General features: G+C 62.1%; 22 protein-coding genes and 1 pseudogene. 19 read left to right on the forward strand and 4 right to left on the reverse strand.

Annotated features, from left to right (window positions below):
* Positions 1-498 precede the first annotated feature (498 nt).
* Positions 499-786: pseudogene (locus G6N46_RS25480) on the reverse strand (transposase); the annotation flags it as partial.
* A gap of 171 nt (positions 787-957) precedes the next feature.
* On the opposite strand from G6N46_RS25480, the gene G6N46_RS25485 reads away from it, so the two are divergent.
* From G6N46_RS25485 to G6N46_RS25575, 19 genes are all read left to right on the forward strand, one after another.
* Complete coding sequence (locus tag G6N46_RS25485) at positions 958-2,193, forward strand: IS256 family transposase (protein ID WP_138251341.1); 1,236 nt, start codon at positions 958-960, stop codon at positions 2,191-2,193.
* Positions 2,194-2,637: 444 nt separating this feature from the next.
* Positions 2,638-3,450: an MlaE family ABC transporter permease gene (locus tag G6N46_RS25490; protein ID WP_138251340.1), complete on the forward strand. Its 813-nt coding sequence runs from the start codon at positions 2,638-2,640 to the stop codon at positions 3,448-3,450.
* Positions 3,447-4,301, forward strand: coding sequence for an ABC transporter permease (locus G6N46_RS25495; RefSeq protein WP_138251339.1), 855 nt, complete (start codon positions 3,447-3,449; stop codon positions 4,299-4,301). The genes G6N46_RS25490 and G6N46_RS25495 overlap by 4 nt, the downstream gene beginning before the upstream one ends.
* Before the next feature lie 4 nt (positions 4,302-4,305).
* The gene (locus G6N46_RS25500) at positions 4,306-5,661 is read left to right on the forward strand and encodes an MCE family protein (protein WP_234880833.1); all 1,356 of its coding nucleotides are present in this window, start codon (positions 4,306-4,308) and stop codon (positions 5,659-5,661) included.
* 42 nt (positions 5,662-5,703) lie between these two features.
* On the forward strand, positions 5,704-6,732 hold the full coding sequence (locus G6N46_RS25505; protein ID WP_138251337.1) for a virulence factor Mce family protein: 1,029 nt from the start codon (positions 5,704-5,706) through the stop codon (positions 6,730-6,732).
* Positions 6,729-8,084, forward strand: a complete 1,356-nt coding sequence (locus tag G6N46_RS25510; RefSeq protein ID WP_138251336.1) for an MCE family protein — start codon at positions 6,729-6,731, stop codon at positions 8,082-8,084. The genes G6N46_RS25505 and G6N46_RS25510 overlap by 4 nt, the downstream gene beginning before the upstream one ends.
* Complete coding sequence (locus G6N46_RS25515; protein ID WP_407665204.1) at positions 8,084-9,409, forward strand: MCE family protein; 1,326 nt, start codon at positions 8,084-8,086, stop codon at positions 9,407-9,409. The genes G6N46_RS25510 and G6N46_RS25515 overlap by 1 nt, the downstream gene beginning before the upstream one ends.
* A complete protein-coding gene (locus G6N46_RS25520; protein WP_138251334.1) occupies positions 9,406-10,548 on the forward strand; it encodes a virulence factor Mce family protein in 1,143 nt (380 codons plus the stop codon). The genes G6N46_RS25515 and G6N46_RS25520 overlap by 4 nt, the downstream gene beginning before the upstream one ends.
* A 3-nt stretch (positions 10,549-10,551) precedes the next feature.
* Positions 10,552-12,015 carry an MCE family protein gene (locus G6N46_RS25525; protein ID WP_138251333.1) on the forward strand — a complete coding sequence of 488 codons (1,464 nt, stop codon included), beginning with the start codon at positions 10,552-10,554 and terminating at the stop codon, positions 12,013-12,015.
* Positions 12,005-12,619: an Rv1363c family protein gene (locus G6N46_RS25530; protein ID WP_138251332.1), complete on the forward strand. Its 615-nt coding sequence runs from the start codon at positions 12,005-12,007 to the stop codon at positions 12,617-12,619. The genes G6N46_RS25525 and G6N46_RS25530 overlap by 11 nt, the downstream gene beginning before the upstream one ends.
* Positions 12,616-13,278, forward strand: a complete 663-nt coding sequence (locus G6N46_RS25535) for a hypothetical protein (protein WP_138251331.1) — start codon at positions 12,616-12,618, stop codon at positions 13,276-13,278. Before G6N46_RS25530 ends, G6N46_RS25535 begins: the two co-directional genes overlap by 4 nt.
* The gene (locus G6N46_RS25540) at positions 13,278-13,673 is read left to right on the forward strand and encodes a DUF732 domain-containing protein (protein WP_138251330.1); all 396 of its coding nucleotides are present in this window, start codon (positions 13,278-13,280) and stop codon (positions 13,671-13,673) included. The genes G6N46_RS25535 and G6N46_RS25540 overlap by 1 nt, the downstream gene beginning before the upstream one ends.
* Before the next feature lie 27 nt (positions 13,674-13,700).
* Positions 13,701-14,159: a CAP domain-containing protein gene (locus tag G6N46_RS25545; protein WP_138251343.1), complete on the forward strand. Its 459-nt coding sequence runs from the start codon at positions 13,701-13,703 to the stop codon at positions 14,157-14,159.
* A 191-nt stretch (positions 14,160-14,350) separates the two neighbouring features.
* Positions 14,351-15,250, forward strand: a complete 900-nt coding sequence (locus G6N46_RS25550) for an alpha/beta hydrolase-fold protein (RefSeq protein ID WP_138251329.1) — start codon at positions 14,351-14,353, stop codon at positions 15,248-15,250.
* 327 nt (positions 15,251-15,577) lie between these two features.
* Positions 15,578-16,666 (forward strand): ABC transporter ATP-binding protein, encoded by a 1,089-nt coding sequence (locus tag G6N46_RS25555; RefSeq protein WP_234880832.1) that lies wholly within the window; start codon positions 15,578-15,580, stop codon positions 16,664-16,666.
* A gap of 263 nt (positions 16,667-16,929) precedes the next feature.
* The gene (locus G6N46_RS25560) at positions 16,930-18,021 is read left to right on the forward strand and encodes an IS630 family transposase (protein ID WP_036429724.1); all 1,092 of its coding nucleotides are present in this window, start codon (positions 16,930-16,932) and stop codon (positions 18,019-18,021) included.
* Positions 18,022-18,391: 370 nt separating this feature from the next.
* A complete protein-coding gene (locus G6N46_RS25565) occupies positions 18,392-18,598 on the forward strand; it encodes a hypothetical protein (protein ID WP_138251366.1) in 207 nt (68 codons plus the stop codon).
* Complete coding sequence (locus G6N46_RS29145; RefSeq protein WP_407665205.1) at positions 18,595-18,783, forward strand: mechanosensitive ion channel domain-containing protein; 189 nt, start codon at positions 18,595-18,597, stop codon at positions 18,781-18,783. The genes G6N46_RS25565 and G6N46_RS29145 overlap by 4 nt, the downstream gene beginning before the upstream one ends.
* 9 nt (positions 18,784-18,792) lie before the next feature.
* Positions 18,793-19,197, forward strand: a complete 405-nt coding sequence (locus G6N46_RS25575) for a hypothetical protein (protein ID WP_138251364.1) — start codon at positions 18,793-18,795, stop codon at positions 19,195-19,197.
* Between the two features lie 259 nt (positions 19,198-19,456).
* Here the strand turns inward: G6N46_RS25575 and G6N46_RS25580 are convergent, their stop codons facing one another.
* From G6N46_RS25580 to G6N46_RS25590, 3 genes are all read right to left on the reverse strand, one after another.
* Positions 19,457-20,770 carry an IS256 family transposase gene (locus G6N46_RS25580; RefSeq protein ID WP_067990476.1) on the reverse strand — a complete coding sequence of 438 codons (1,314 nt, stop codon included), beginning with the start codon at positions 20,768-20,770 and terminating at the stop codon, positions 19,457-19,459.
* Positions 20,771-20,910: 140 nt separating this feature from the next.
* Positions 20,911-21,894, reverse strand: coding sequence for a hypothetical protein (locus G6N46_RS25585; protein WP_138251344.1), 984 nt, complete (start codon positions 21,892-21,894; stop codon positions 20,911-20,913).
* A gap of 79 nt (positions 21,895-21,973) precedes the next feature.
* Complete coding sequence (locus G6N46_RS25590) at positions 21,974-23,611, reverse strand: integrase (RefSeq protein WP_138251345.1); 1,638 nt, start codon at positions 23,609-23,611, stop codon at positions 21,974-21,976.
* Positions 23,612-23,628: the final 17 nt, after the last annotated feature.

A 23,628-nucleotide genomic window follows, 5' to 3' on the forward strand; every position in this document is an offset into this window, starting at 1 on the left:
CCGAACCCGAGTCGTCACACCCGCCCCGACTGGCTACCGGAAACGAAATGAACGGTCCCGCAAGGTGGTTCCCACGTTCACCAGGTCATCGATTGGTCAGGGAGGCGCCCAGCTCTACTCCGGCAGCATCGCCACGGCTACGCCGCAGGCCTTCACCGTGGCCTCCCCACCGCTGGAACTAAACGGCTTCGGAGTCAAACCCCACCCGCTCGGGTTCGTGCACTGCACACCGGCCCATATCCACCAGATTGGAGCCGGCTTCGCGGTTACGGAGCGTCTGACACTGGTTCGCTTGCGCTGCACCTTCTGACCTTGCTCGACAAGCCCGCACCGTCTGGCAGTACCGGCACGGCTCGCCTTCTCGGGGCCGCTTGCCACCGCTCACCGTCGTTCCCGGCGATCGGCTGCCCCGATGCTTCCTCAGGCCGCTGCGACGACCCGAAGGAGACGGTCTCTCACCGCCTCTCGATATACCCAGCGCCTCGTGGCGCACAGCTCCCCCGCGAAGAAAGTTGTCGCCGCTTTCAGAATCGCGACATCCTCACGTAGCCTTCGGTTTTCAGCTTTCAGTCGTTTGATTTCGTCGATTTCTTCGCTCGTTACACCCGGGCGTTGTCCGCCATCAATCTGGGCTTGGACCACCCAGCGACGCACCGATTCCTTGCCCACGCCGAGTTGGCGCGCGACCGCCTCGGAGGCCGCGGTCAACGACGAATACTCCTGCTGATGTTCGGTCACCAACCGCACCGCACGGTCACGCAACGCAGGATCGATCTTCTTAGGCATGCTGCTCATCCTTCCGGACTCAAACAGCAGCGGCATCAAACCTGGGGCGGTTCAGGGTGCGGGCCTGGGTGAGGGTGCTGGGGCTGTGTCGTTGCCGGTGTTGGGGTGGGCCATCGCGTAGTGATCAGTGAGTTACCGACCAAAGTGACTCACGAAAGGACCATCCACGCGATGACCCAGGATCATTCTGCCCTGCTCGCCCAGCTCGATGCGCTCAAGTCCGCGGACTCGGGGGCGGTGTTCGCCGAGCTGATCCGCGCCGGGCTGCAGGCGCTGATCGAGGCCGAGGCCACCGAGGCGATCGGCGCGGGCCGCTACGAGCGCTCTGATGGGCGCACGGTGCACCGCAACGGGCACCGGCCCAAGACGATCTCCACGACCGCCGGCGATATTGAGGTGGCGATCCCCAAGCTGCGGGCGGGGTCGTTCTTCCCGTCGCTGCTGGAGCCGCGCCGGCGGATCGACAAGGCGCTGCACGCGGTGATCATGGAGGCCTACGTGCATGGGGTGTCCACCCGCAGTGTCGATGACCTGGTCGCCGCGATGGGGGTGTCCTCGGGGGTATCCAAGTCGGAGGTGTCGCGGATCTGCGCTGCTCTGGATCGTGAGGTCGAGGCGTTCCGGACTCGGACGCTGACGCATACGAGCTTCCCGTACGTGTTCCTGGATGCCACCTATTGCAAGGTGCGGGTCGGGGCGCACGTGGTCTCTCAGGCCTTGGTGGTGGCCACCGGGGTGTCGATCGAGGGGACCCGGGAAGTGTTGGGGACCGCGGTCGGGGACAGTGAGTCGTTCGAGTTTTGGCGGGAGTTTCTGGCTTCGCTCAAGGCCCGGGGTTTGGCCGGGGTGCATCTGGTGACATCTGATGCCCATGCCGGTTTGAAAGCTGCTGTGGCGCACCAGTTTACGAATGTGTCGTGGCAGCGGTGTCGGGTGCATTTCATGCGGAATCTGCATACCGCGGTGTCGGCGAAGAACGCGCCGGCGGTGACGGCGGCGGTCAAGACGATCTTCGCACACACTGAACCCGATGATGTTGCGGCGCAATGGGAGCGGGTCGCGGACTCGTTGGCGGGGTCGTTTCCGAAAGTCGCGGCGATGATGCGCGACGCCAAGACCGATGTGTTGGCGTTCACCGCGTTCCCGAAGGCGCATTGGCAGAAGATCTGGTCCAACAATCCGATCGAGCGGCTCAACAAGGAGGTCAAACGCCGCGCCGATGTCGTGGAGATTTTCCCCAACCCCGCGGCATTTCTGCGGCTGGCGACCGCGGTGGTCATCGAAGCTCACGATGAATGGCAGGTCACCCGCCGTTATCTGTCGGATGTGTCCATGGATGAACTCAAGGAGGTGATCGCCGAGAAAACCGCCGCCGCAGCACTTGCCAAACAACACCAAATCGCTTAGCGTTCAACATGACTCGTTGATCACGAAGCGTGAATCACGCCGATCCGAAGTCCACCACTTCATGGGACACTGCCGATGTAGTCACCGCCGGCGGGAAGCGCCCGCGGCGCAGACCGCGCTTTATGGATAGTGCATTCCTCTGCCAAAGGCCGGTCCGCCGCGCTGACGTGCAACAACGCGGCCAGAACCAGCACAAAAACATGTCAGGTTGGGTGCGCACGGTGGATTGTCCGGGTGAGGCAACGCCGACACACTTGTCTGTGTCACGCGTCACGGTCAGTCCGCAAGGTGTTTTACATCGCAAACCCGATGCGACCGAACGACCGCCCCTAACGCGCAAACACTCCAAAGGAGTCTTTACAGCATGGAATGCCACCAGGTGCAGAATGCGACGCGATCGTCGCGCATGCCGCGCCGCGTCATGCGCGACAGCGGAGGGACACGATGAGCCCCGTGGCCTTCCTGCGGCGACGAAATCCCGCCGCCACCCCACTGTCGCAATCGGTGGTGACGGCGCCCTTGCGCAATGTGGGCGGCTTTTTTGCGTTCTCCCTTGACACGCTGGTCACGATGGTCCGGCCGCCCTACGCATGGCGAGAGTTCTTGGAGCAGACGGTATTTCTGGCGCGAGTGGCACTGATGCCTGCACTGATGCTGTCGATCCCGTATGTGGTTCTCACCGTATTCACGTTCAACGTATTGCTGGTGGAGTTCGGCGCCGCTGACTTTTCCGGAACCGGTGCGGCCCTGGGTGCGGTCAACCAGATTGGGCCTTTCGTCACCGTTCTGGTGGTGGCAGGTGCAGGTGCCGCCGCCATGTGTGCTGACCTCGGTGCACGCACCATTCGTGAAGAACTCGACGCGCTGCGGGTGATGGGTATCGATCCCATTCAGGCACTCATCGCCCCGCGTGTGCTGGCAGCGACCGTCGTCGCGTTCCTGCTGTCATCGCTGGTTACGCTGACCGGTCTGGCCGGTGGCTTCTTCTTCTCGGTGTACTTCCAACACGTCACCCCGGGCGCCTTCGTGGCCAGCTTGACTCTGATCACCCGACTGGGCGATGTGGTCGTGTCGATGGTCAAGGCGACCCTGTTCGGATTGAGCGCTGGGCTCATCGCGTGTTACCAGGGTATCAGCGTCCGCACCGGTCCCGCTGGGGTCGGCAACGCGGTCAACGAGACCGTGGTGTTCTCGTTCGTGTTGCTGTTCGTGATCAACATTGTCGTGACAGCCATCGGATTCGAGGTCACCAAATGACGGCTACCATTCTGCGACAACGCTTTCCGCGCATCTTCGGCCAACTAACCGAGCTACGCGGACGGGTCCAGCAGGTCGGGGATCAGGCCCGTTTCTACGGTCTGACGCTGCGCTCGATCGCCGACGTCTTCGTGCACTACAAGGCCGAACTGCTACGTCAGATCGCCATCATGAGTCTTGGCACCGGCGCGCTGGCTGTCATCGGTGGCACCGTCGTGGTGATTACCTTCCTCAACATCTCCACCGGCGCAATCGTTGCGGCCCAGGGCTTTAACCAATTCTCCGAACTCGGCGTCGAGGCGCTGACCGGCTTTGGGTCCGCATTCCTCTTCACCAGGCTCATCGGTCTGGGCACCGCCGTCATCGCCTTCTCGGCGACGTTGGGTGCCGGTGCCACCGCCCAACTCGGGGCGATGCGTATCAACGAAGAGATCGATGCCCTAGAGGTGATGGGCATCCGATCAGTCGCCTACCTGGCCTCGACCCGTGTAGCCGCCGGAGTCATCGTCGTCGTACCGCTGTACTGCGTATCGCTGCTGATGGGGTACTTCGCGGCTCGGTTCGGCACGACCGTCCTCTACGGCCAATCCGCCGGTGTCTACGACCACTATTTCCGGACGTTCTTGATCCCCGGCGACGTCATCAATTCGTTCATCACTGTCATGGTGCTGTGCGTGGTGGTGATGCTCATCCACACCTACTACGGGTTCAACGCTGCGGGTGGTCCTGCCGGTGTGGGTAGCGCTGTTGGTCAGGCCACTCGAACCTCGCTGGTGGCAGCGGGATTCGTGATTCTGTTCGTGACCCTGGCGCTCTATGGCCAGACCGGCAACTTCAATTTCTCGGGGTAGGACAGTGTCAACCGAACGTAAGACCGGATACCGGATCGCCTCCGAATGGCTGGCGTTGGCACTCGCTGTCACGATCGTCGGCTTGGTTGCCCTGTGCGTTGCAGCCTTCAACCGCGACTTCAGCGACGGCCTGACCGTCACCCTGACCGCGGACCGCTCCGGTTTGGTGATGGAGCCCTACGCCAAGGTCAAGATGCGTGGCGTGCAGGTCGGTCACGTGGCCACCATCTCGGGTGATGACGACACCGCGAGGATCACCCTCGAGATCGACCACGACCAGGTAGCCAAAATCCCAGCCAACGTCAAAGCTCGCATCAACGCGACCTCATTGTTCGGCTCCAAATACGTCGACCTGATCTACCCGGACGACCCCACCGCCCAGCGTATTGCGGCGGGCGCCGTTCTGCGGTCGCTGAACACCACCCTCGAGGTGAACACCGTCTTCCAGAACCTGGTGACATTGCTGAACCAGATCGACCCGGCAAAACTGAACTCCATCCTGTCAGCCGTCCACGAGGCGGTCGCCGGCAAGGGCGAACGCATCGGGCAGGCCACGGAGGACACCAATGCTGTTCTACAGCAGGTGATCCCGCGCACCGAGACAGTGCGTCAGGACCTGCACGCGATACGTGACGTTGCCGAGGTCTACTCCGGCGCGGCGCAGAACATCATCAAGATTCTCGACGGCGTGGCCACGACCAGCTCCACGGTCTCCAGTCAGGCGCAACAGCTCGACGCGCTGCTGGTCGGTGTCGCCGGTCTATCGCGCAGCGGTATCGACGTCCTGGGGCCCAGCAAAGACAATCTCATCAAGACGGTGAACCTCCTGGAACCGACGACCAACCTCTTGCTCAAGTACAACCCGTCGTTGACTTGCATGTTGGTCGGCGCGAAGACCGCCCTCGACGACGGACTCGCCGACTACACCGGCGGAGCGAACGGCAAGTCGCTGATCATGGACGCTGCCCTCTTGTTCGGAGACGACCCCTATCGCTACCCGGACAACTTGCCGATCAACGCTGCCAAGGGCGGCCCAGGTGGCAAGCCTGGCTGTGGGTCGTTGCCCGACGTGGCCAAGAACTGGCCGGTGCGCGCCTTGATCGCCAACACCGGATTCGGGACTGGCCTGGACTGGCGGCCCAACCCGGGCATCGGATTCCCCGGCTACGCCGACTATCTGCCCGTCACCCGGGCGGTGCCCGAACCTCCGAGTATCCGCTACCCCGGGCCGCCGGCACCCGGCCCGATCCCGTATCCCGGCGCCCCGCCGTACGGCGCACCTCAGTACGGGCCCGATGCCACACCTTTGTACCCCGGTGTTCCACCAGCACCGGCGGCCGAATCACCGGCCGGCAATTAGTCCGACACGATCCCACTAACGCACACAGAGAGGCCAACGACGTTGCGCGCGAAACTATCCGGGACGCTATGGCGGTTGGCGCTGTTCGTCACCTTATGCACCCTCGGTGCTTTCGCGCTGGTGTCGATGTTCGCGCAACTGCGATTTACACCGGAAAAGACCTACAACGCCACCTTCGCGACCGTAGGCGGGCTCGGCGAGGGCGACTTCGTGCGCATCGCCGGTGTCGAAGTCGGCAAGGTGAAGAAGCTCCAGGTGCGCGACGACTCCACCGTCCGAGTCGAATTCACCGCCGATGACTCGGTGGTGCTAACCGCAGGCAGCCACGCGGTGATCCGCTACGACAACCTCATCGGCGGTAGGTACCTAGCGCTCGAAGAGGGCGCCGGCGGCACCACCAGACTGGCACCCGGCGGAACCATTCCCATCGACCACACCGCTCCCGCTTTGGACCTTGACGCTCTCATCGGCGGCTTCCGGCCGCTGTTCCGTGCCCTGGACCCCAACCAGGTCAACACGCTGACCAGCCAACTGATTGCGGCATTCCAAGGTCAAGGCGCGACAATCGGCGCGGTCTTGGACCAGACGGCAGCATTGACCAACACGTTGGCCAATCGTGATCAACTGATCGGCGATGTGATCGGCAACCTCAACGCGGTGCTGGGATCGCTGGGAGATCACAGCGAGAAGTTCGGCAGCGCAGTCGATTCGCTGTCCCAACTCGTACATGGACTGGAAGCACGTAAGCAGGACATGAGCAACGGTGTGGCCTACGCCAACGCCGCAGCTGGAACTATCGCCGATCTGCTTTCGCAGGCTCGACCGCCGTTGAAGAACGCGCTCGACCAAACTGATCGCGTTGCCAGCATCGTCGTCGCGGATCACGACTACTTCGACAACCTCCTGGCCACGCTGCCCGACGCGTATCGGACATTGAACAGACAAGGACTCAGTGGCGACTTCTTCAGTTTCTACTTGTGCGATCTGGTGCTCAAGGTGAACGGCAAAGGCGGACAACCGGTTTACATCAAGGTCGCCGGCCAGGACTCAGGCAGGTGCACGCCCCGATGAAACCTTTCCGCGAACGCAATCTCGCCGTGATCGGCGCCATTGGAATCGCCGTCGTTCTCGCCGCGGTGGTGATCGGGTTCAACTTCACTCGCATCCCGTTCCTATCGGCAACCGAGACCTACTCGGCCTATTTCGACGAACTTGGTGGACTGACTTCTGATGCACCCGTGCAGGTTTCGGGTGCGCGCGCGGGACAGGTGCAGAAGGTCAGCTTGACGCAGAAAGGCGTTCTCGTCGAGTTTACGGTCAACGACAGCATTCGGCTCGGCGACCGGACCGAAGCCGCGATCAAGACAAAGAGCCTTCTGGGCAACAAGATCATCGAGGTCACGCCCCGCGGCGATGGACATCTGTCCGGGACTATTCCGATTGAGCGTACCAAATCGCCCTACCAGTTGCCCGATGCGTTGGGCGACCTCACCTCGACGATCAGTGGGCTGAACACCAGCCAGCTCTCCGATGCGCTGTCAACGCTGTCGGATACCTTGCGCGACACACCTCCTGAGATCCGTGCGGCCGTCGACGGCGTCGCACGGTTCTCCGACACGATCAACCAGCGTGACGCCCAGCTGCGTCACCTGCTGGAAAACGCAGGTAAAGCCACCACCGTGCTCGCGCAACGGACAGACGAAGTTGTGCGCTTGATCCGCGACACCAACACCCTTCTCGCTCAGCTGCGTGCCCAAAACGCTGCGTTGGAACAGATCTCCGGCAATGTCTCGGCGCTGGCACAGCAGATCAAGGGATTCATCAGCGAGAACCGGCAGAGCCTCAAACCCACCCTCGACAGGCTCAACGGCGTGTTGACCATCATCGACAACCGCAAAACCCAAGTGCAGGATTCGATCAAGGGATTCTCCACCTACGCGATGGCGCTCGGCGAGCCGCTGGCCTCTGGCCCCTTTTTCAAGGCCTACCTGGCCAACCTCGTGCCCGGACAGTTCGCCCAACCCTTCATCGACGCGGCCTTCTCCGATCTGGGGCTCGACCCGCATGTGCTCTCGCCCACCGCGCGCACGGACCCGCAGACGGGGCAGCCCGGCACTCCGGCTCTGCCAATGCCGTTGCCGCGGACCGGACAAGGCGGCGCACCAAACATGACGCTGCCCGACGCCATCACCGGCCGTCCCGGCGACCACGAGTGCGGTTTGCCCGCAGTTCCCCTTCCCGGTCCGGGCTGCTACCCGTACCGCGAACCAGTACTGCCTGGCCCCGCTGGCGGCCCGCCGCCAGGACCACCGGCGCCAGGAACCGGTAACGACCCGAACGCCACCGTGATACCGCCGGTGTTTCAACCCGCACCCGGCGAAGTACCCGCGGCGCCACACCACGATCAGGAGTCCGGTCGATGATGAGCAGACGCAATCTCTACATCGCTGGGGCAGCGGCCCTGGTCGCGGTCCTTGTCGGTGGCTACTTCCTGGTCTCCGCCACGCAGGCCAGCTCCCGCAAGCAGGTCGTGGCCTACTTCGAAAACAGCAATGGCGTCTTCGTCGGCGACGACGTTCGCATCCGCGGCGTGAACGTCGGAAAGATCGAATCCATTGTGCCCGAACCGACTCGAGTCAAGATCGGATTCTGGATCGACGACCAGTACTCGGTACCCGCCGACGTCAAGGCGGCGATCCTGTCGCCGACGCTGGTCAGCTCACGCGCCATCCAGCTCACTCCGCCCTTTACCGGCGGAGCCAAGCTCGCAAACGCTGCCGTCATTCCAGAGAACCGCACCGCGGTGCCGGTGGAATTCGACGATTTCCGTGCCCAATTGGAAAAGCTCACGAACAGTTTGCAACCGACCAGGCCCGGGGGCGTGAGTGCGCTCGGGGATTTCGTCAACACCACCGCTAACAACTTGCGCGGACAAGGTCCGGCTATCCGTGATGCGATAATCAAACTGTCGCAGACGGTTTCAGCACTCGGTGATCACAGCCACGACACTTTCGCGAGTATCAAGAACTTGTCGATGCTCGTGTCCGCGCTGCAAGGCAGCACCGATTTGATCCGCGAGCTCAACCAAAACTTGGCCTCGGTCACCGGTGCACTGTCCAACAACCCCGGCGCGGTCGGCAACGCGGTACGCGATTTGAACTCTGTAGTCGCGGATGTGCAGGCGTTCGTCGCGGAGAACCGAGAGGCCCTAGGTACGACCACAGACAAGTTGGCGTCCGTGTCCCAAGCCGCCCATGACAGCCTCGACGATCTCAAGCAGCTGTTGCACATCGCGCCGACCACGCTCGCCAACTTCATCAACATCTATCAACCGGCCCAGGGCACGCTCACAGGTGCGTTGGCACTGAACAACTTTGCCAACCCCATCAGCTTCCTTTGTGGGGCAATCCAGGCCGCGTCGCGTCTGAACGCCGAGCAGTCTTCGAAGCTGTGCGTGCAGTACCTGGCGCCGATCGTGAAGAACCGCCAGTACAACTTCCTACCCCTGGGCCTGAACCCGTTCGTCGGGCCGAGCGCACGTCCCAATGAAGTCACCTATAGCGAGGATTGGATGAGACCGGACTTTGTGCCGCCGCAACCGGCTTCACCGCCACCGGCTGGCGCGATGCGCACACCCGATGCCGCGCCGCTTCCGGCTGAAGCGCCGATGCCTGCGTCGCCGGCCACCGCCACTGATCCGGCTGCCGGGCTGACCGGGATGATGGTGCCCCAGGGCGGTGGATCATGAGCCGCGGTAGGCGTCGCGCCACGGCGTTCCTCACCGCCGCCGTCACCGCGCTTGCGCTGTCGGGCTGCAGCGAATGGCGGGGTCTCAACACGCTGCCGTTGCCGGGCGCCCAAGGCGGCGGCGAGGGAGCGTTCACGATACAGGCTCAGCTGCCCGACGTGAACAATATCCAGCCGAATTCCCGCGTGCGGGTAGGTGATGTCAATGTTGGCACTGTCACCAAGATTGAGCGGCAGGGCTGGCACGCTCTGCTGACCATTCGACTCAACGGTGACGTCCAACTGCCGGCCAATGCGACTGTGGCGGTGGGACAGACGAGCCTGCTCGGCTCGTTGCACATCGAGCTGGCTCCGCCGAAGAGCACTGCGCCCCGCGGCCGACTTCAACAGGGCTCGCTCATCCCGCTGGCGGATGGGAGCGCCTATCCCTCCACCGAACAGACCTTGGCTGCAGCGTCCCTGTTGCTCAACGGTGGCGGAATCGGGGAAGTCCAAGACATCACCACTGCGGTCAACACGGCGTTCGGTGGTCAGCGGCAAGACCAGCTGAGGACCTTGCTCAATCAACTGCAGACCTTCACGGCCCGAGTCAACGAGCAGACCCAGGACATCATCGAGGCCACTGACAGCATCAATAAGCTGGCCGGTCAGTTCGCTGACAAGAAACCCGTGCTCGATCGTGCACTCGACACCCTCCCGTCGGCCCTCAAGGTGCTGAACGATCAACGCGACACCCTCGTCGACGCGGTCGATCAGCTCGGCAAGTTCAGCGCATTGGCCGCGGATTCGGTCAACCAGACCAAGTCCGCACTCGTCACCGAACTCAAGGATCTCGGCCCAGTCCTCAAATCTCTGGCCGATGCCGGGCCGGCGCTGACTCGGTCGCTCAGCCTGTTGACCACATACCCATTCGCCAAAGAGAACCTCAACAAGTGGTTCCGCGGCGACTACGCCAACATCAGCGTGATCGCCGACCTGACTCTCAGCCGACTGGATTCGTCGTTCTTCACCGGCACAAAGTGGGAGGGCAATCTCACCGAACTGGAGATGCAGTGGGGCCGCACGATCGGCCAGCTCCCCAGTCCGTACACCACGGCGAACCCAATTTTGGCGCCGTACAACCTCAACCAGGGGCCGTGAGAGATGCACCTTGACAGACGCTTCAAACTCCAACTGGCGTTCTTTGCCATCGTCACACTGGTCTCAGGGACGATCATGGCCGCGTTTGTATTGCACGTGCCCAGCCGGTTCTTCGGTATTGGCGAATACCGAGTAACGGTGAATCTGCCGGTGGCCGCAGGCCTATACAAGAACGCCAACGTCACGTACCGAGGTACCGAGGTCGGCCGGGTACAGGACATGGACTTGACCCCGACAGGCGTAAACGCCGTGCTCGCACTGGATTCCGACCGGAAGATACCAGCGGACGTGGCAGTGCAGGTGCACAGTACGAACGCGGTCGGTGAGCAGTACATCGAACTCATCCCGCGCAGCGGGAATGGCCCGGCATTGAAGAACACAGATGTCATCCCGGTTGACCGCACCACGGTGCCGCCCGACATTAACGCACTCCTCACCGCAACAAACCGTGGCTTGCAAGCGATTCCGAACGACAACTTGCGTACTGCCATCGACGAGGCGTACACCGCCGTCGGCGGTCTCGGCCCCGAACTGTCACGCATCGTTGATGGCACAACGAAACTGGCCGCCGATGCTCGGAGCAACCTCGACTCGCTCACCACATTGATCGATCAGTCCAAGCCGGTGCTCGATACGCAGACCGACAGCGCCGGGTCCATCCAGCGGTGGGCGGCCAACGTCGCCAACATCACGGGACAACTGCACGACCATGACGGCGACCTGCGTGGTGTCCTCAACAACGGTCCCGGTGCTGTCGCAGAGGCACGCGCCTTGTTGGACCGCGTGAGACCGACAGTGCCGGTGTTGTTGAGCAATCTGGTCAGCGTCGCCGACGTGGCCGTCACCTACCAACCCAACCTTGAACAACTGCTGGTCCTGCTCCCTCCCGGCATCGAAGTCCTGCAGGGCGCAGGGCTGGCCAACCGACACACCAAGCAGGCCTACAAAGGCTTCTTCCTGTCGTTCAACCTGAACCTCAACCTGCCGCCGCCATGCACGACCGGTTACCTGCCGGCGACGCAACAGCGTCCTCCAGCGGCGGTGGATTACCCAGACCGTATCGCCGGCGACTTGTATTGCCGGGTTCCAGCGGACTCGATGCTCGCGGTTCGCGGGGCACGCAACCTGCCGTGTGAGACCCACCCCGGAAAGCGGGCACCGACAGTCAAGATGTGCGAAAGCGACGAGAACTACGTGCCGCTCAACGACGGGTTCAACTGGAAGGGCGACCCCAACGCGACGCTGACAGGGCAAGCAATCCCGCAGCCGCCTCCGGGTACCCCGGGCTCAACCGCGATACCGCCACCGGCACCGCCGATCGCTGTAGCCGAATACGACCCGGCAAGCGGCACCTACATCGGGCCTGATGGAAAGCAATACACCCAGGCAAATCTGGCCCGGGACGCCAAACCGCCGACGTGGCAGGAACTTATGACACCAGCGAAGGGAGCAGACGGTGGCCACTAGCACAACCGAACTAGTCGGGGATACCGCCGACTGGCCAACCGAAGACGGGGTCGCAGAGCAGCCCGACTCCAACGAGGACGGAGCTCCAGAGCCGTCTGAAGAACCACGTGCCCGGCGACGGGTGCCGCCGAAACGACTGGCGGCCATCGCATTAGCTGTGGTGATCCTCGCTCTCGGTGGACTCGTCGGATGGTTCGGAACACAGTTCAAGCACGCGCAGCAGACGGCGGACCGGCGTGCTGAATTCCTTCAGTCCGCTCGTCAAGGCGCGGTCAACTTGACCACCATCGACTGGCAGCACGTCGACAGCGATGTCAAACGCATCCTCGACTCGGCCACCGGCACCTTCTATGCCGACTTTTCCAAGCGCGCACAGCCATTCGTCGATGTCGTCAAGCAAGTGCAGTCCAAGACCACTGGCACGGTCACCATGGCCGGGCTGGAATCGATGTCCGGTGATCAGGCCCAAGCGTTGATTGCCGTCACCGTACAGACAACGAATGCTGGTGCGCCGCAACCTACGTCAAAAGCCTGGCGGATGCGCATCGATGTTCAGAAGGTAGGGAATGACGTGAAAGTTGACAACGTGGAGTTCGTGCCATGAGCACCACCAGCATCGACACCGAAACCAGCACCGCGGAAACGGATTCGATACATGCCGACCCCGCAGACACGATTCCGACCACCGATACGGCCACCGGCGAAAACGATGAAGGCGACGCGGACAACGGGGACGGCGACGCGGTCGCAGACTCCGCCAAAGAACCTCGGTCCCGGCGATTGTCGTGGTCTGGGCTGGTTGTGTTCGGCGTGCTGCCTCTGATCGTGGTGACGCTTGCCGCCGGTGCCGGATACTTGAAATTCCGCGACGGCGCTATCCGGGGTTCCGACCTTGCACGCACCGGGTCCGTCCAGGCGGCCACCGAGGCCACGGTGGCAATGCTGTCCTACAACCCCAATAACGTCGATGCAGCACTGCATAGTGCTCAAGACAGGCTGACCGGCTCCTTCCGGGAGTCCTACCGGGCCCTCGTCGACGATGTCGTTATCCCAGGGGCCAAACAGAAGAAGATCGCCGCAGCAGCCACGGTTCCGGCCGCAGCATCCATCACGGCAACTGACACCCACGCGACTGTCATGGTCTTCGTCAACCAGAGCACCATCGTCGGAAACGATGCCCCGACCGCCTCCGCATCGGCAGTCGAGGTAACCCTGGACAAGGTCAATCAGCGTTGGCTCGTCTCGGGATTCGAGCCGAAGTAATGTTCAGCCACACGCCTATTGCGACCACCACGCGCCGCAGGACGCGGTTGGTCATCGGCGCGAGCGTCTGTCTTGGTATAGCGATCGCCACCGTATCAATCGCGCCTGCGTCGCCCGCATATGCGGATACCGTGGCCTATCTGGTCAACGTCACCGTGAGGCCCGGCTACAACTTCCCGAACGCCGACGCGGCAATCAGCTATGGGAACGAAATCTGCGACAAAGTTGAAGCCGCGCGTGGTTACGCAGATCTGAAAAGCGACGTGATCGCCGACTTCAGCAACGCTGACGACTACCAGGCCGCCTATTTGATCAATCAGGCGGTGGGGGAGCTGTGCCCCACGGAGATCTGGCAGCTCCGTCAGCTGGCCGCGACACACTACGGGAGAACATAGATGATCGTGAAACCTACTGCTGCGGCGATGATCTCATGTGCAACCCTCACCGTGAGCCTTGCGGTGGCTCCGTTCGCGTCCGCCGATAATAAGCGACTCAACAACAGTGTCGTCGCCAACGTTTACACCATCCAACACGACGCCGGTTGCGCCAATGACGTGACGATGAATCCTCAGCTGCAGCTCGCCGCGCAGTGGCACACCGACGACGTGCTCAACGACCGCTCTCTGGACGCCGACATCGGATCCGATGGTTCCAGTGCGCAAGACCGTGCGCGCGCGGCCGGCTACACCGGGGCTGTTGCCGAAACTGTCGCAATCAATCCAGCACTGGCCATCAACGGCATCGAAATCCTCAACCAGTGGTACTACCGGCCGGACTACAAAGCGATCATGTCGAACTGCGCGTACACGCAAATGGGCGTCTGGTCGGAAAACCGCCTCGACCGAAGCGTTGTTGTTGCGGTATACGGAAAGCCGGCTTGATACAGCCCCTCCGATGAAAGGAGCCATCGTAGTGGACCCCGATTACGACATCAGCGACGAAGTCGAGTACTTCATGAACTGGCTGCCATGGGCGCTCCGCGGTGTTTATCCTCCGCCAGCCAATCCACCTGTATAGCAACATGATTCGACAACAAGGAAATCCTTGCATCACCGAAAGCGACGTACCCGTCATGACCGAACCTGGCAAGATCGCCGTCCGATTACTTCGCACCGCGCTCATCGGAATTCTGGTTCTGATCCTGTGGAACTCGGTACGCGCCAAGGCCGACACCGTCGAGCAACTCTTAGTGCCCTCCGCTGCAATGGGCCGCGACATCCCGGTGACGTTCGCACCGGGTGGCCGCCATGCCGTGGTGTTGCTGGACGCGTTCAACGCCGCGCCAGACGTGAGCAACTGGATCACCGCTGGTAACGCAGTGAAAACCCTTGCTGGGAGGGGTGTATCGGTTGTCGCCCCGGCGGGCGGCGCATGGAGCATGTATACCGACTGGGAGATGGACGGCAGCAAGCAGTGGGAGACCTTCTTGTCGACCGAGCTGCCGAACTGGCTGGTCGCCAACAAGGGACTGGCGCCCGGTGGCCACGCCATCGTTGGCGCCGCTCAAGGCGGAACTGCCGCGCTCACGTTGGCGGCCTTCCACCCCGATCGGTACCGGTACGCCGGCTCGATGTCAGGTTTCCTCACTCCGTCCAACACATTTCTCAACGGTGCGATCGCGGCAGGCTTGGCGCAATTCGGCGGCGTCAACACTCAGACAATGTGGGGCGCCGCCCAATTAGGGCGATGGAAGTGGCACGATCCCGATGCGCACATACAACTGTTGAACGACAACAACACTCGCCTATGGATCTACAGCCCGGCGACCCTGACCTGTAGCGACCCCGCCGCGATGATCGGATACTGCGATCAAGCGCAAGGCAGCAATCGCAGTTTCTACGGCCACTACCGCTCGGTTGGCGGGCACAATGGGCACTTTGACATCCCCCCTGACGGACAGCACGACTGGAGTAGTTGGGGCCCTCAGCTTGCGGCAATGTCCGCCGATGTATCAGCGACCCTCGCGTCATGAACACCCGGCAAGTGCGTGAAATCCGCCGCGTAGCCGGATTGTTGGCTGTTGCCGTAGGAACCTGCATCACAGCGGGCCTCAGCAGCGCCAACGCCGCGGCAGACCCGGGCACTGACCCCTGCGCCAACTCAACCTTTCTCTTTTGCAGGATGATGCCGATCTCGCCCGAGCTTGACCACGACATCGATCTCACCACAGCTACTGCAGACACAACTGCGGCCACGGCGCCAACCGGGCTTGCTCCCCGTAACGACATACGAGCCGACCAGGGGCAATGACCGTGCGCACTGCACCTCGACACCCACTGACTGAAAGAAGGGCCTCCCCATGGGCGTTCAAATTGATGTGACGGGGCTGAGCAAGTCCTTTGGGTCGTCGAAGATCTGGGAGGACGTCACGTTGACGATCCCTGCCGGTGAGGTCAGCGTGATGCTGGGCCCGTCCGGTACCGGTAAGTCGGTGTTCTTGAAGTCGCTGATCGGTCTACTCAAGCCGGAGCGGGGTTCGATCGTGATCGACGGCACGGACATTCTGCAGTGTTCGGCCAAGGAGTTGTACGAGATCCGGACCCTGTTCGGTGTGTTGTTCCAGGACGGTGCGCTGTTCGGCTCGATGAACATCTATGACAACACAGCCTTTCCGCTGCGCGAGCACACCAAGAAGTCCGAGTCCGAGATCCGCAAGATCGTGATGGAGAAGCTCGACATTGTGGGTATGCCCAACGACGGGCACAAGTTCCCAGGTGAGATTTCCGGTGGTATGCGCAAGCGTGCGGGGCTGGCGCGGGCGTTGGTGCTCGACCCGAAGATCATCCTGGTCGATGAGCCGGACTCGGGTCTGGACCCCGTTCGTACCGCCTACCTGTCGCAGCTGCTGATCGACATCAACGCCCAGATCGACGCGACGATCTTGATCGTGACGCACAACATCAATGTGGTGCGTACCGTGCCGGACAACATCGGCATGCTCTACCGCAAGCATCTGGTGATGTTCGGCCCGCGGGAGGTGTTGTTGACCAGTGAGGAGCCGGCGGTCAAGCAGTTCCTCAATGGTCGTCGTATCGGTCCGATCGGTATGTCCGAGGAGAAGGACGCCGCGACCGCTGCTGCCGAGCAGGCCGCTCTGGATGCCGGGCATGCCGATGGTGGTGTGGATGAGATCGAGGGCGTGCCGCCGCAGATCGTGGTGACGCCGGGTATGCCGGTGCGTCAGGGCGTGGCGCGGCGTCAGGCTCGGGTGCGCTCGATCCTGCACACCCTGCCGCCCGCCGCGCAGGCGGCGATCCTAGAAGACCTCAACAACAACCCAGCCGCAGGCGGGGAGCCGACGGAACCCGTTGTTGGTAGGCACATTGCCAGGAGTCCGGCGATGGCGACCAGCGGCGGATTGAATGGGACACCCTGGGGCACAACATGATCGCTGGACCTATTGAGGCTGTGTTTGGTTGCGAGCAGTGTGTGCCGGTGTCGCGGACCGGTGTCGGCGTGTTGAGCCGGGTTGGGGTGACGTGGGCGGTGGAGGGAAGCGACGGGGAACAGGAGAAGTAGGCAGGGATAGATATGGAAGTTATGGTGCACCTTCCGGACCGTGCTGGTTCGGAACATCGCCGCCGTCGCGGTGGCAATCAGCTACCTAGTGTCCTGCGCCGTAAATTAGTTGATTAATTGTAGAATTGGCGGGTGGGAACCAGGGGTAGGCCGGTAGTCGAGTTGGTGTTGACCGACGACGAACGTGAGACGTTGCAGCGGTGGGCCCGTCGATCGAAGTCCTCGCAGGCGTTGGCCCAACGTTGTCGGATCGTGTTGGGTTGCGCGGCAGGGAAATCCAACAAGGAAGTCGCCGCTGATGAAGGTGTGTGGCCGCAAACGGTCGGCAAATGGCGTGGACGGTTCCTGGAGGCGCGACTGGAGGGTCTGGCCGATGAGCCGCGTCCTGGTGCGCCGCGCAAGATCACCGACGAGGCGGTCGAGCAGCTGATCGTGGCCACGTTGGAGCGTCAACCCAAAGGCGCCACGCACTGGTCGCGGTCTTCGATGGCGGCTGAGACCGGGTTGTCGAAGTCAACGGTCGGACGGATCTGGAAGTCGTTCGGCCTCAAGCCGCATCAGGTGGACACCTTCAAGATCAGCAACGACCCGCAGTTCGTCGACAAGGTCCGTGACGTCGTGGGGTTGTATCTGGACCCGCCGGAGAAGGCACTGGTGCTCTGCGTCGATGAAAAATCGCAGATCCAGGCCTTGGATCGCAGCGCGCCGGTGCTGCCGATGATGCCCGGCATGCCCGAGCGCCGCACCCATGACTACGTGCGGCACGGAATCACCACCTTGTTCGCCGCCCTGGATGTGGCCACCGGCGAGGTCTACGGCTCGATTCACCGCCGGCACCGCGCGATCGAGTTCAAGAAGTTCTTGACCAAGTTGGACAACACCGTGCCCGCTGACCTGGACGTCCATCTGATCTGCGACAACTACTCGACGCACAAATCGCCGACAGTAACCAAATGGCTTGCCGCCCATCCCCGATTCCACATGCACTTCACCCCGACCTACTCGTCGTGGCTCAACCAGGTCGAGCGGTGGTTCGGGTTACTCACCGACCAGAAACTGCGCCGCGGCGTTCACCGCTCAATTCAGGCCCTCGAGAAGGACATTCGCGAGTGGATCGCAGACTGGAACGACAACCCCCGCCCGTTCAACTGGACCAAGACCGCCGACGAGATCTTCGAACGACTCGGTTCATATCTTCAACGAATTCCCGGCGCAGGACACTAGTTCGCGCAGCATGTCGATGGCAGACCCATTGCAAACTTGCGCGGATCTGATTGCCTCTACGATCGCCGCGCGCATCCGTGAGCTTGGCGGCACGGACCTCGATGTTAGACATCTTGCGAGCTCGGCGGCCTACGCAGTCTTGTGTCATCAGCAGATCACTTCAGTGGCGTGGGCCGGTGGTTGTGATGTGGACGCTAATTACCAGTGACGGGCGGCGGCTAACGAACCTTGGTTCGGAGGAGACCGCGCGCCGTACCGTCCACGCGCTGGGTGCCACCCAATGGCGGGGGCCGTTTTCGTGGGACGTCATCGACTACGAGGGACACCGATTCGTCGCCGAGATTCGGCACCGGCTAGAGGCGGGCCGGTCATGATCGTCGGACGCCATCCGCGCACGCCGGTGGTCGGCGACACCGTGTTGTCCAAGGCTGACTATCGACGCGGCACGGGCATCATCGTTGACTCTGATGCTGTTCGCTACCGGGTCTACTGGCAGGACGGCAAGGGCACGCTCTGTTGGCACGCGCGCCGCGAATTGGCCATCCCGCGGCTGGAATACGAACGCCAATGGACATGACGGCTCGATTCCACATTGGTGATGTGGTGCTCAATGGCACGCACATCGGCACAGTGACTGACGTAGGAACGGTGCTGGTCGCGGTCACGACGGCGACTGGCGCGCCTCGGATGGTGTGCCCGTGGGAGTTGGTGAAGTTGAGAACTTCACCTGTGGAACCCGGCGCTGGCGCCGGACCTCAGTGAAACGACGAGTTGGCGGTCACCGCGATGCAACACATACAAGAAAACAATCTGGCCTGGTCTCTCATCGACATGGCCAAACCCCAATTGGACGCCCGAGAGCGTAGCCACGTCTTCATCAGCGTCGGTGCCGGCGACTCGTTCACTGCGATCCGCATACTGCTCAAACTGATTGCCGACAAACAGATCCCGCTACCGCCACAGCTGGTGCAGCTGTGTACGGGGTGGCTGGAAGCGTACTCGCTGCATGAGGACCATGAGCGCCTCCATCTAATCATTGAAGGGTTGACCGTGGTGGCCATCAATCGTCGGCCGCGGACGATTGTCAGATCGGTGACCTGTACGCGACAACTGGCGACCTCGGTAGATTCCGTTGATGTCCTTCAAGCGAACCCAGTTGGAGCAGCTTCGTGCTGACTCGCCGTCGTTCGAGTCGTTGGGTCAGGTTCCTTCTGTGAGAGGTCTTGTAGTGCAATGAAGATGGGCGCTGCATCGCGCAAATAGGTGGATTATCGGAGCATCGATGCCGGGATCTGCAGCCGCGGTTGTGGACACGCGGGGAGCCCTGCTCAGAGTTGGATGATCTGGCGGTAGCCGCCAGGCCCGCTATTTCCGGGCCGACGCGGTCGCCCGGCGCACTCATGAGCAATTGTCAATACCTGTGGATCGGGGTGTTTCAGGCGACCTCCGTTTCGGTGTGTTGATCGCCGTCTGACGGTGGTGTCGGTGGGGTGATGTCGGTGGGCCGTTCGAGCAGTTTGCCTTTGTGGAAGACCGCTCCGGCGCGGACGAGGGCGACCAGATGTGGGGCGTTGACGGCCCGCCAACGGGCTTGGGCTGCGTCGATCAGCTTGTAGGCCATGGCCAATCCAGCGGCCCGCGATCCCGGACCCTTGGTGACCTTCGTTCTCAAACGCACTGTGGCGAAGGTGGATTCGATCGGATTCGTGGTACGCAGATGGATCCAGTGCTCGGCGGGGTAGTGGTAGAACTCCAGCAGGACATCGAGGTCGTCGACGATCTTGGCGACCACTTTCGGGTACTTCGCGCCGAAGGCAACCGCGAAGGCCTTGACCGCGACCTGAGCTTTGTCGATGTCTTCGGCGTTGTAGATGTCCTTGATGGCCGCCAGCGCGGCCGGATGCGCTGACTTCGGCAGTGCGGAAAGGACGTTGGCCTGCTTGTGGAACCAGCAGCGCTGCTCTCGGGTCTTCGGGAATACCTCCCGCACCGCCTTCCAGAACCCGAGCGCGCCATCGCCGACGGCCAGCACTGGGGCGGTCATGCCGCGTCGTTTGCAGTCGCGCAGCAGATCCGCCCACGACTCGCATGACTCCCGATAGCCGTCGGTGATCGCCACGAGCTCTTTGCGGCCGTCAGCGCGCACGCCGAGCATCACCAGCAGGCACAGCTTCTCCTGGTCCAGGCGGACCTTGAGGTGAATGCCGTCGACCCACAGGTAGACGTAGTCGCTGCCGGACAGGTCCCGGGCAGCGAACGTACGGGCTTCGTCTTGCCACTGCGCGGTCAGACGGGTGATCGTGGTGGCCGACAACCCGGCACCCGAGCCGAGGAACTGCTCGAGTGCGGGCCCGAAGTCGCTGGTCGATAGGCCGTGCAGATACAGCAGCGGCAGCACCTCACTCATCTGCGGGGACTTGCGTGCCCAGGCCGGCAGGATCGCCGAGGAAAACCGCTGCCGCTCACCAGAATCGGGGTCGACACGGCGATCGTTGACCCGCGGCGCCTTCACCTGCACGGCACCGGCCGCGGTCAGCACCTCACGCGGCTGGTGATAGCCGTTGCGGACCACCAGTCGGTGACCGTTCTCGTCGAGCTGATCAGCGAATGCGGCCACGTACGCGGCGACCTCGGCCTGCAGGGCAGCGGCCAACATCTGCCGGGCTCCGTCGCGGACGATCTCGTCCAACAACGACCGGCCGGCCTCGCCGCCGTTGGCCTCCTCGGCATCGTGAACTACGGTGAGCATGGGCGTACCTTCCCAACCAGCGCGCCAACGCCGGTCTTGATCGAATACCTGATTCCGTGATGATCATCCTCGGGAAGGTGCGCCCACTTTCAGGCCGCCTCCTCGGGCCTCATCCACAGGTATTGATCATTGCTCCGCACTCATTGCCCGATCGTCGTTAGCGGTAGGTCCACGATGGTCTGGGATGACCACGAATGAATGGCGATTTGGCGAAGGTGCTTGACTTCTAGTCCCTTCCCGCCTGGCTGAAAATCTGGGTTCTCCTCTAACAAGAACCGGGCAGTCGTCTCCTCCTCGGGGTAACAGCATGCATCTTTATCGGGGCCACCCGCGGTGATTAGGAGTTGCTGATTACAAGGTTTGTCGTGGTCCGTGACGAGTTTGGTCAGGCGCACCAGTAGCTCACTGACCAGATCGCAGGTGTGCATGTCAAGTGCTATCTCGAAGCCGAGACCTGAAGGTAGAAGGTGGCTTTCGGACTCTGAACAGATCACGTTGGCATAGAATCCCGCGCCGTTTGGAAGAGATACCTGGTCACCGAGGTCTGGCCAATGGCGGAGGAGTCGGTCGGGGTCGTCTGCAATCTCGGCGTTCAGCTGGGCCCAAGCCTCGCGGTCGTATCGGCATGTCGCCATTGCATCAAGCAGCGATTCGATGACCGCGTCCTGGTCGCTGACTTTCGGCGGCAGAGCGTCCATTGAATCGCTGAACCGTACGGCAAGCTGGCAACCCTGTATTCCTGTGAAGTTTCGACTGCCGACTGACTGCTGCAAGCTCCGACGAAAGCGTCGCATCATCGCGGCCGCTCGTCTGCGGGACGAGTCCGCGAACACGACGCAATCCAGTCCCCACTCGCCGTCGGGGCCTGTGACCACGAAGTCCGGCGGATCGTTACCGATAACCACGCTGTCAAATGGGAATGCACCACGCTGGGTCAAGTAGTCGTGGCGGTAGCGGTCTAGGTGGTGTGCTTCCATTTCCGATTTGGACATGCAATGGGGAAACCCGGGAACCTTGTAGGCAGTTTCTGCTCCCACCTGAATGAACTTCTCGCCGGTCTCGGCCGCGGTGGCGATCAAGTACGGACCCCCAAGCATGTCTGAACGTTGCCACAGCTTCGCCACGGCGGGACATAGTTGGGTGTTATCGGTACGCGGCTGTAGCCGCGATGTCATCGTCCGGGTATCGATACTCGACGGGAAATCAAGGCTCAAGCAGATCGACTAGATGCCGACCGTCGGATGAACCAACCAGTTCGAGGTTGAGTTTGGCGCGTGCAGCGAGTTGCAGGGGGGTTATGCCTTCTACTAGTGCGGCATGGGTGATGCGATCAAGACCGGCGCTGACAAGTGGAGCAGCAGTGCGTAGCGCTGTGCTCAACGCGATGGAATTGGTTGTCCCACCGTGCATCAGGATGTTTCGCTGTCGGTAGAAGCGGCGCAGGGCAGTTCGCATGTGTGCGTTGACATCTTCAAGCGTGGGCCTGGGATTGGCGATTAGGTGGGCCATGCGGCTCTCAGACGCTCTGTCCGTCGCTTTCTTTAGTGAAAGCTTGCGGCCTGACCGAATTGCTTCGGCAGTTATGCGGGCCCGCTCACTGTTCACTTCGTTGGTCTTTAGTTCCAAGCTCAGCCGGTCTGGGACTGGCGGGGTATGCCGCCTGGACAGGGTGGTCAGTTCGCCTCGGGGCCAGGACGCCGCCACCAGCGCCGCCATTCGGTCGACGGCGACTACGCCACGACCGTCTCGCGCGTCGTCTGCATCTGGTGTCGTGAGCAACGCTTCAATCGCCGCCCAGCCACCAGAGACAGCGGGGCCGGGGGGCCCGTAGTTCAGCGGTGCCGCGAGCTCAAGTGCGTCGTCGACTGCAGTTGGTGTGCTGACCTGGTATACCTTGCGCTCTGCCTCGAGAGACAAAACGAACGCGGCACGCGATTCCTTGGCGAGTGCGATCGTCTGGATGCGGCCGTCGCCCTTCACCCAAACGTCGCCTGACGGCTGCGGACCTCTTCGTCCGATCCTGCGTCCATGATTGCTTCTGGCTTTGAGGCGATCGATCGTATTGATGACTTGTTCAGCCGCCGCGAAACCGTCCTTGGCGCAGACTGAGTAGCGAAATCCGCCATTCAAACGCAGACCGTCAACTAAGGCCGATGCTGGCTCTAGCCAATCGCGCATCTGGCCGACAGACATCCAGTTGTCAATCGGCACAGCAAGTTCTTTGTACTTGGGCAGCGACGCGAATGGAACAACGACGTCGTATGTGCGGGCTGTCCCATTGGCGAGTTCCTGTGCGCTGTCGAATAAATCGGCGAGCGTGGCTCCGTTGGAGCTGCGAAGAGCTCCGACCCATGTCCTGAGGTAGCGCATGCTGTATCCGCAGTCAAGCAAGTGCGAAGCGATTGCGCGGGCGCAACGCTCCGGTGACGCCGGGGTCGTGGCTTCGACGGCACGTTCCCAACCTGACATGTAGTCGCGATTAACGAATGCGATGAGTTCGGACAGGTGCCGATAGTGACGGCTCCCGTGTGGCACGTTGCTTCTGAGCACCTTGGTGAGTTGAGTGCGAACCTCGCGCTCCCCGACGCCTCGATCTCTTCCGGCGAGGCGCTCGGCATCCTTTGCTAGCCATGCGACGGTTCCTGTGGAGAGCACGCCATTCGCGCACCAATCGGCAGCTTCCAGCAACTCTCTTAGAGTTAGGACCGTGCCCGCGTCCCAGAGGCGTCTTTGCCACGGGGTCATCTCGCTGAAGAAGTCGCTGAGCCTTGCGACGATGTGCTCAGCGTATGAAGAGCCAACTAGGGGGCTCGCTAGATGACAGCCTGACGGATTGCTCACCGGCACATCTTCGCGTA

Origin of the sequence: Mycolicibacterium phocaicum (assembly GCF_010731115.1) — a bacterium.
GTDB lineage: Bacteria > Actinomycetota > Actinomycetes > Mycobacteriales > Mycobacteriaceae > Mycobacterium > Mycobacterium phocaicum.

Coding starts and splice junctions, on each gene's coding strand:
- G6N46_RS25580 (WP_067990476.1), bottom strand. CDS start 20,770: ATGCTCACCGTAGTTCACGATGCCGAGGAGGCCAACGGCGGCGAGGCC.
- G6N46_RS25490 (WP_138251340.1), top strand. CDS start 2,638: ATGAGCCCCGTGGCCTTCCTGCGGCGACGAAATCCCGCCGCCACCCCA.
- G6N46_RS25540 (WP_138251330.1), top strand. CDS start 13,278: ATGTTCAGCCACACGCCTATTGCGACCACCACGCGCCGCAGGACGCGG.
- G6N46_RS25535 (WP_138251331.1), top strand. CDS start 12,616: ATGAGCACCACCAGCATCGACACCGAAACCAGCACCGCGGAAACGGAT.
- G6N46_RS25510 (WP_138251336.1), top strand. CDS start 6,729: ATGAAACCTTTCCGCGAACGCAATCTCGCCGTGATCGGCGCCATTGGA.
- G6N46_RS25520 (WP_138251334.1), top strand. CDS start 9,406: ATGAGCCGCGGTAGGCGTCGCGCCACGGCGTTCCTCACCGCCGCCGTC.
- G6N46_RS25550 (WP_138251329.1), top strand. CDS start 14,351: ATGACCGAACCTGGCAAGATCGCCGTCCGATTACTTCGCACCGCGCTC.
- G6N46_RS25485 (WP_138251341.1), top strand. CDS start 958: ATGACCCAGGATCATTCTGCCCTGCTCGCCCAGCTCGATGCGCTCAAG.
- G6N46_RS25515 (WP_407665204.1), top strand. CDS start 8,084: ATGAGCAGACGCAATCTCTACATCGCTGGGGCAGCGGCCCTGGTCGCG.
- G6N46_RS29145 (WP_407665205.1), top strand. CDS start 18,595: ATGACGGCTCGATTCCACATTGGTGATGTGGTGCTCAATGGCACGCAC.
- G6N46_RS25525 (WP_138251333.1), top strand. CDS start 10,552: ATGCACCTTGACAGACGCTTCAAACTCCAACTGGCGTTCTTTGCCATC.
- G6N46_RS25495 (WP_138251339.1), top strand. CDS start 3,447: ATGACGGCTACCATTCTGCGACAACGCTTTCCGCGCATCTTCGGCCAA.
- G6N46_RS25545 (WP_138251343.1), top strand. CDS start 13,701: ATGATCTCATGTGCAACCCTCACCGTGAGCCTTGCGGTGGCTCCGTTC.
- G6N46_RS25555 (WP_234880832.1), top strand. CDS start 15,578: ATGGGCGTTCAAATTGATGTGACGGGGCTGAGCAAGTCCTTTGGGTCG.
- G6N46_RS25565 (WP_138251366.1), top strand. CDS start 18,392: ATGATCGTCGGACGCCATCCGCGCACGCCGGTGGTCGGCGACACCGTG.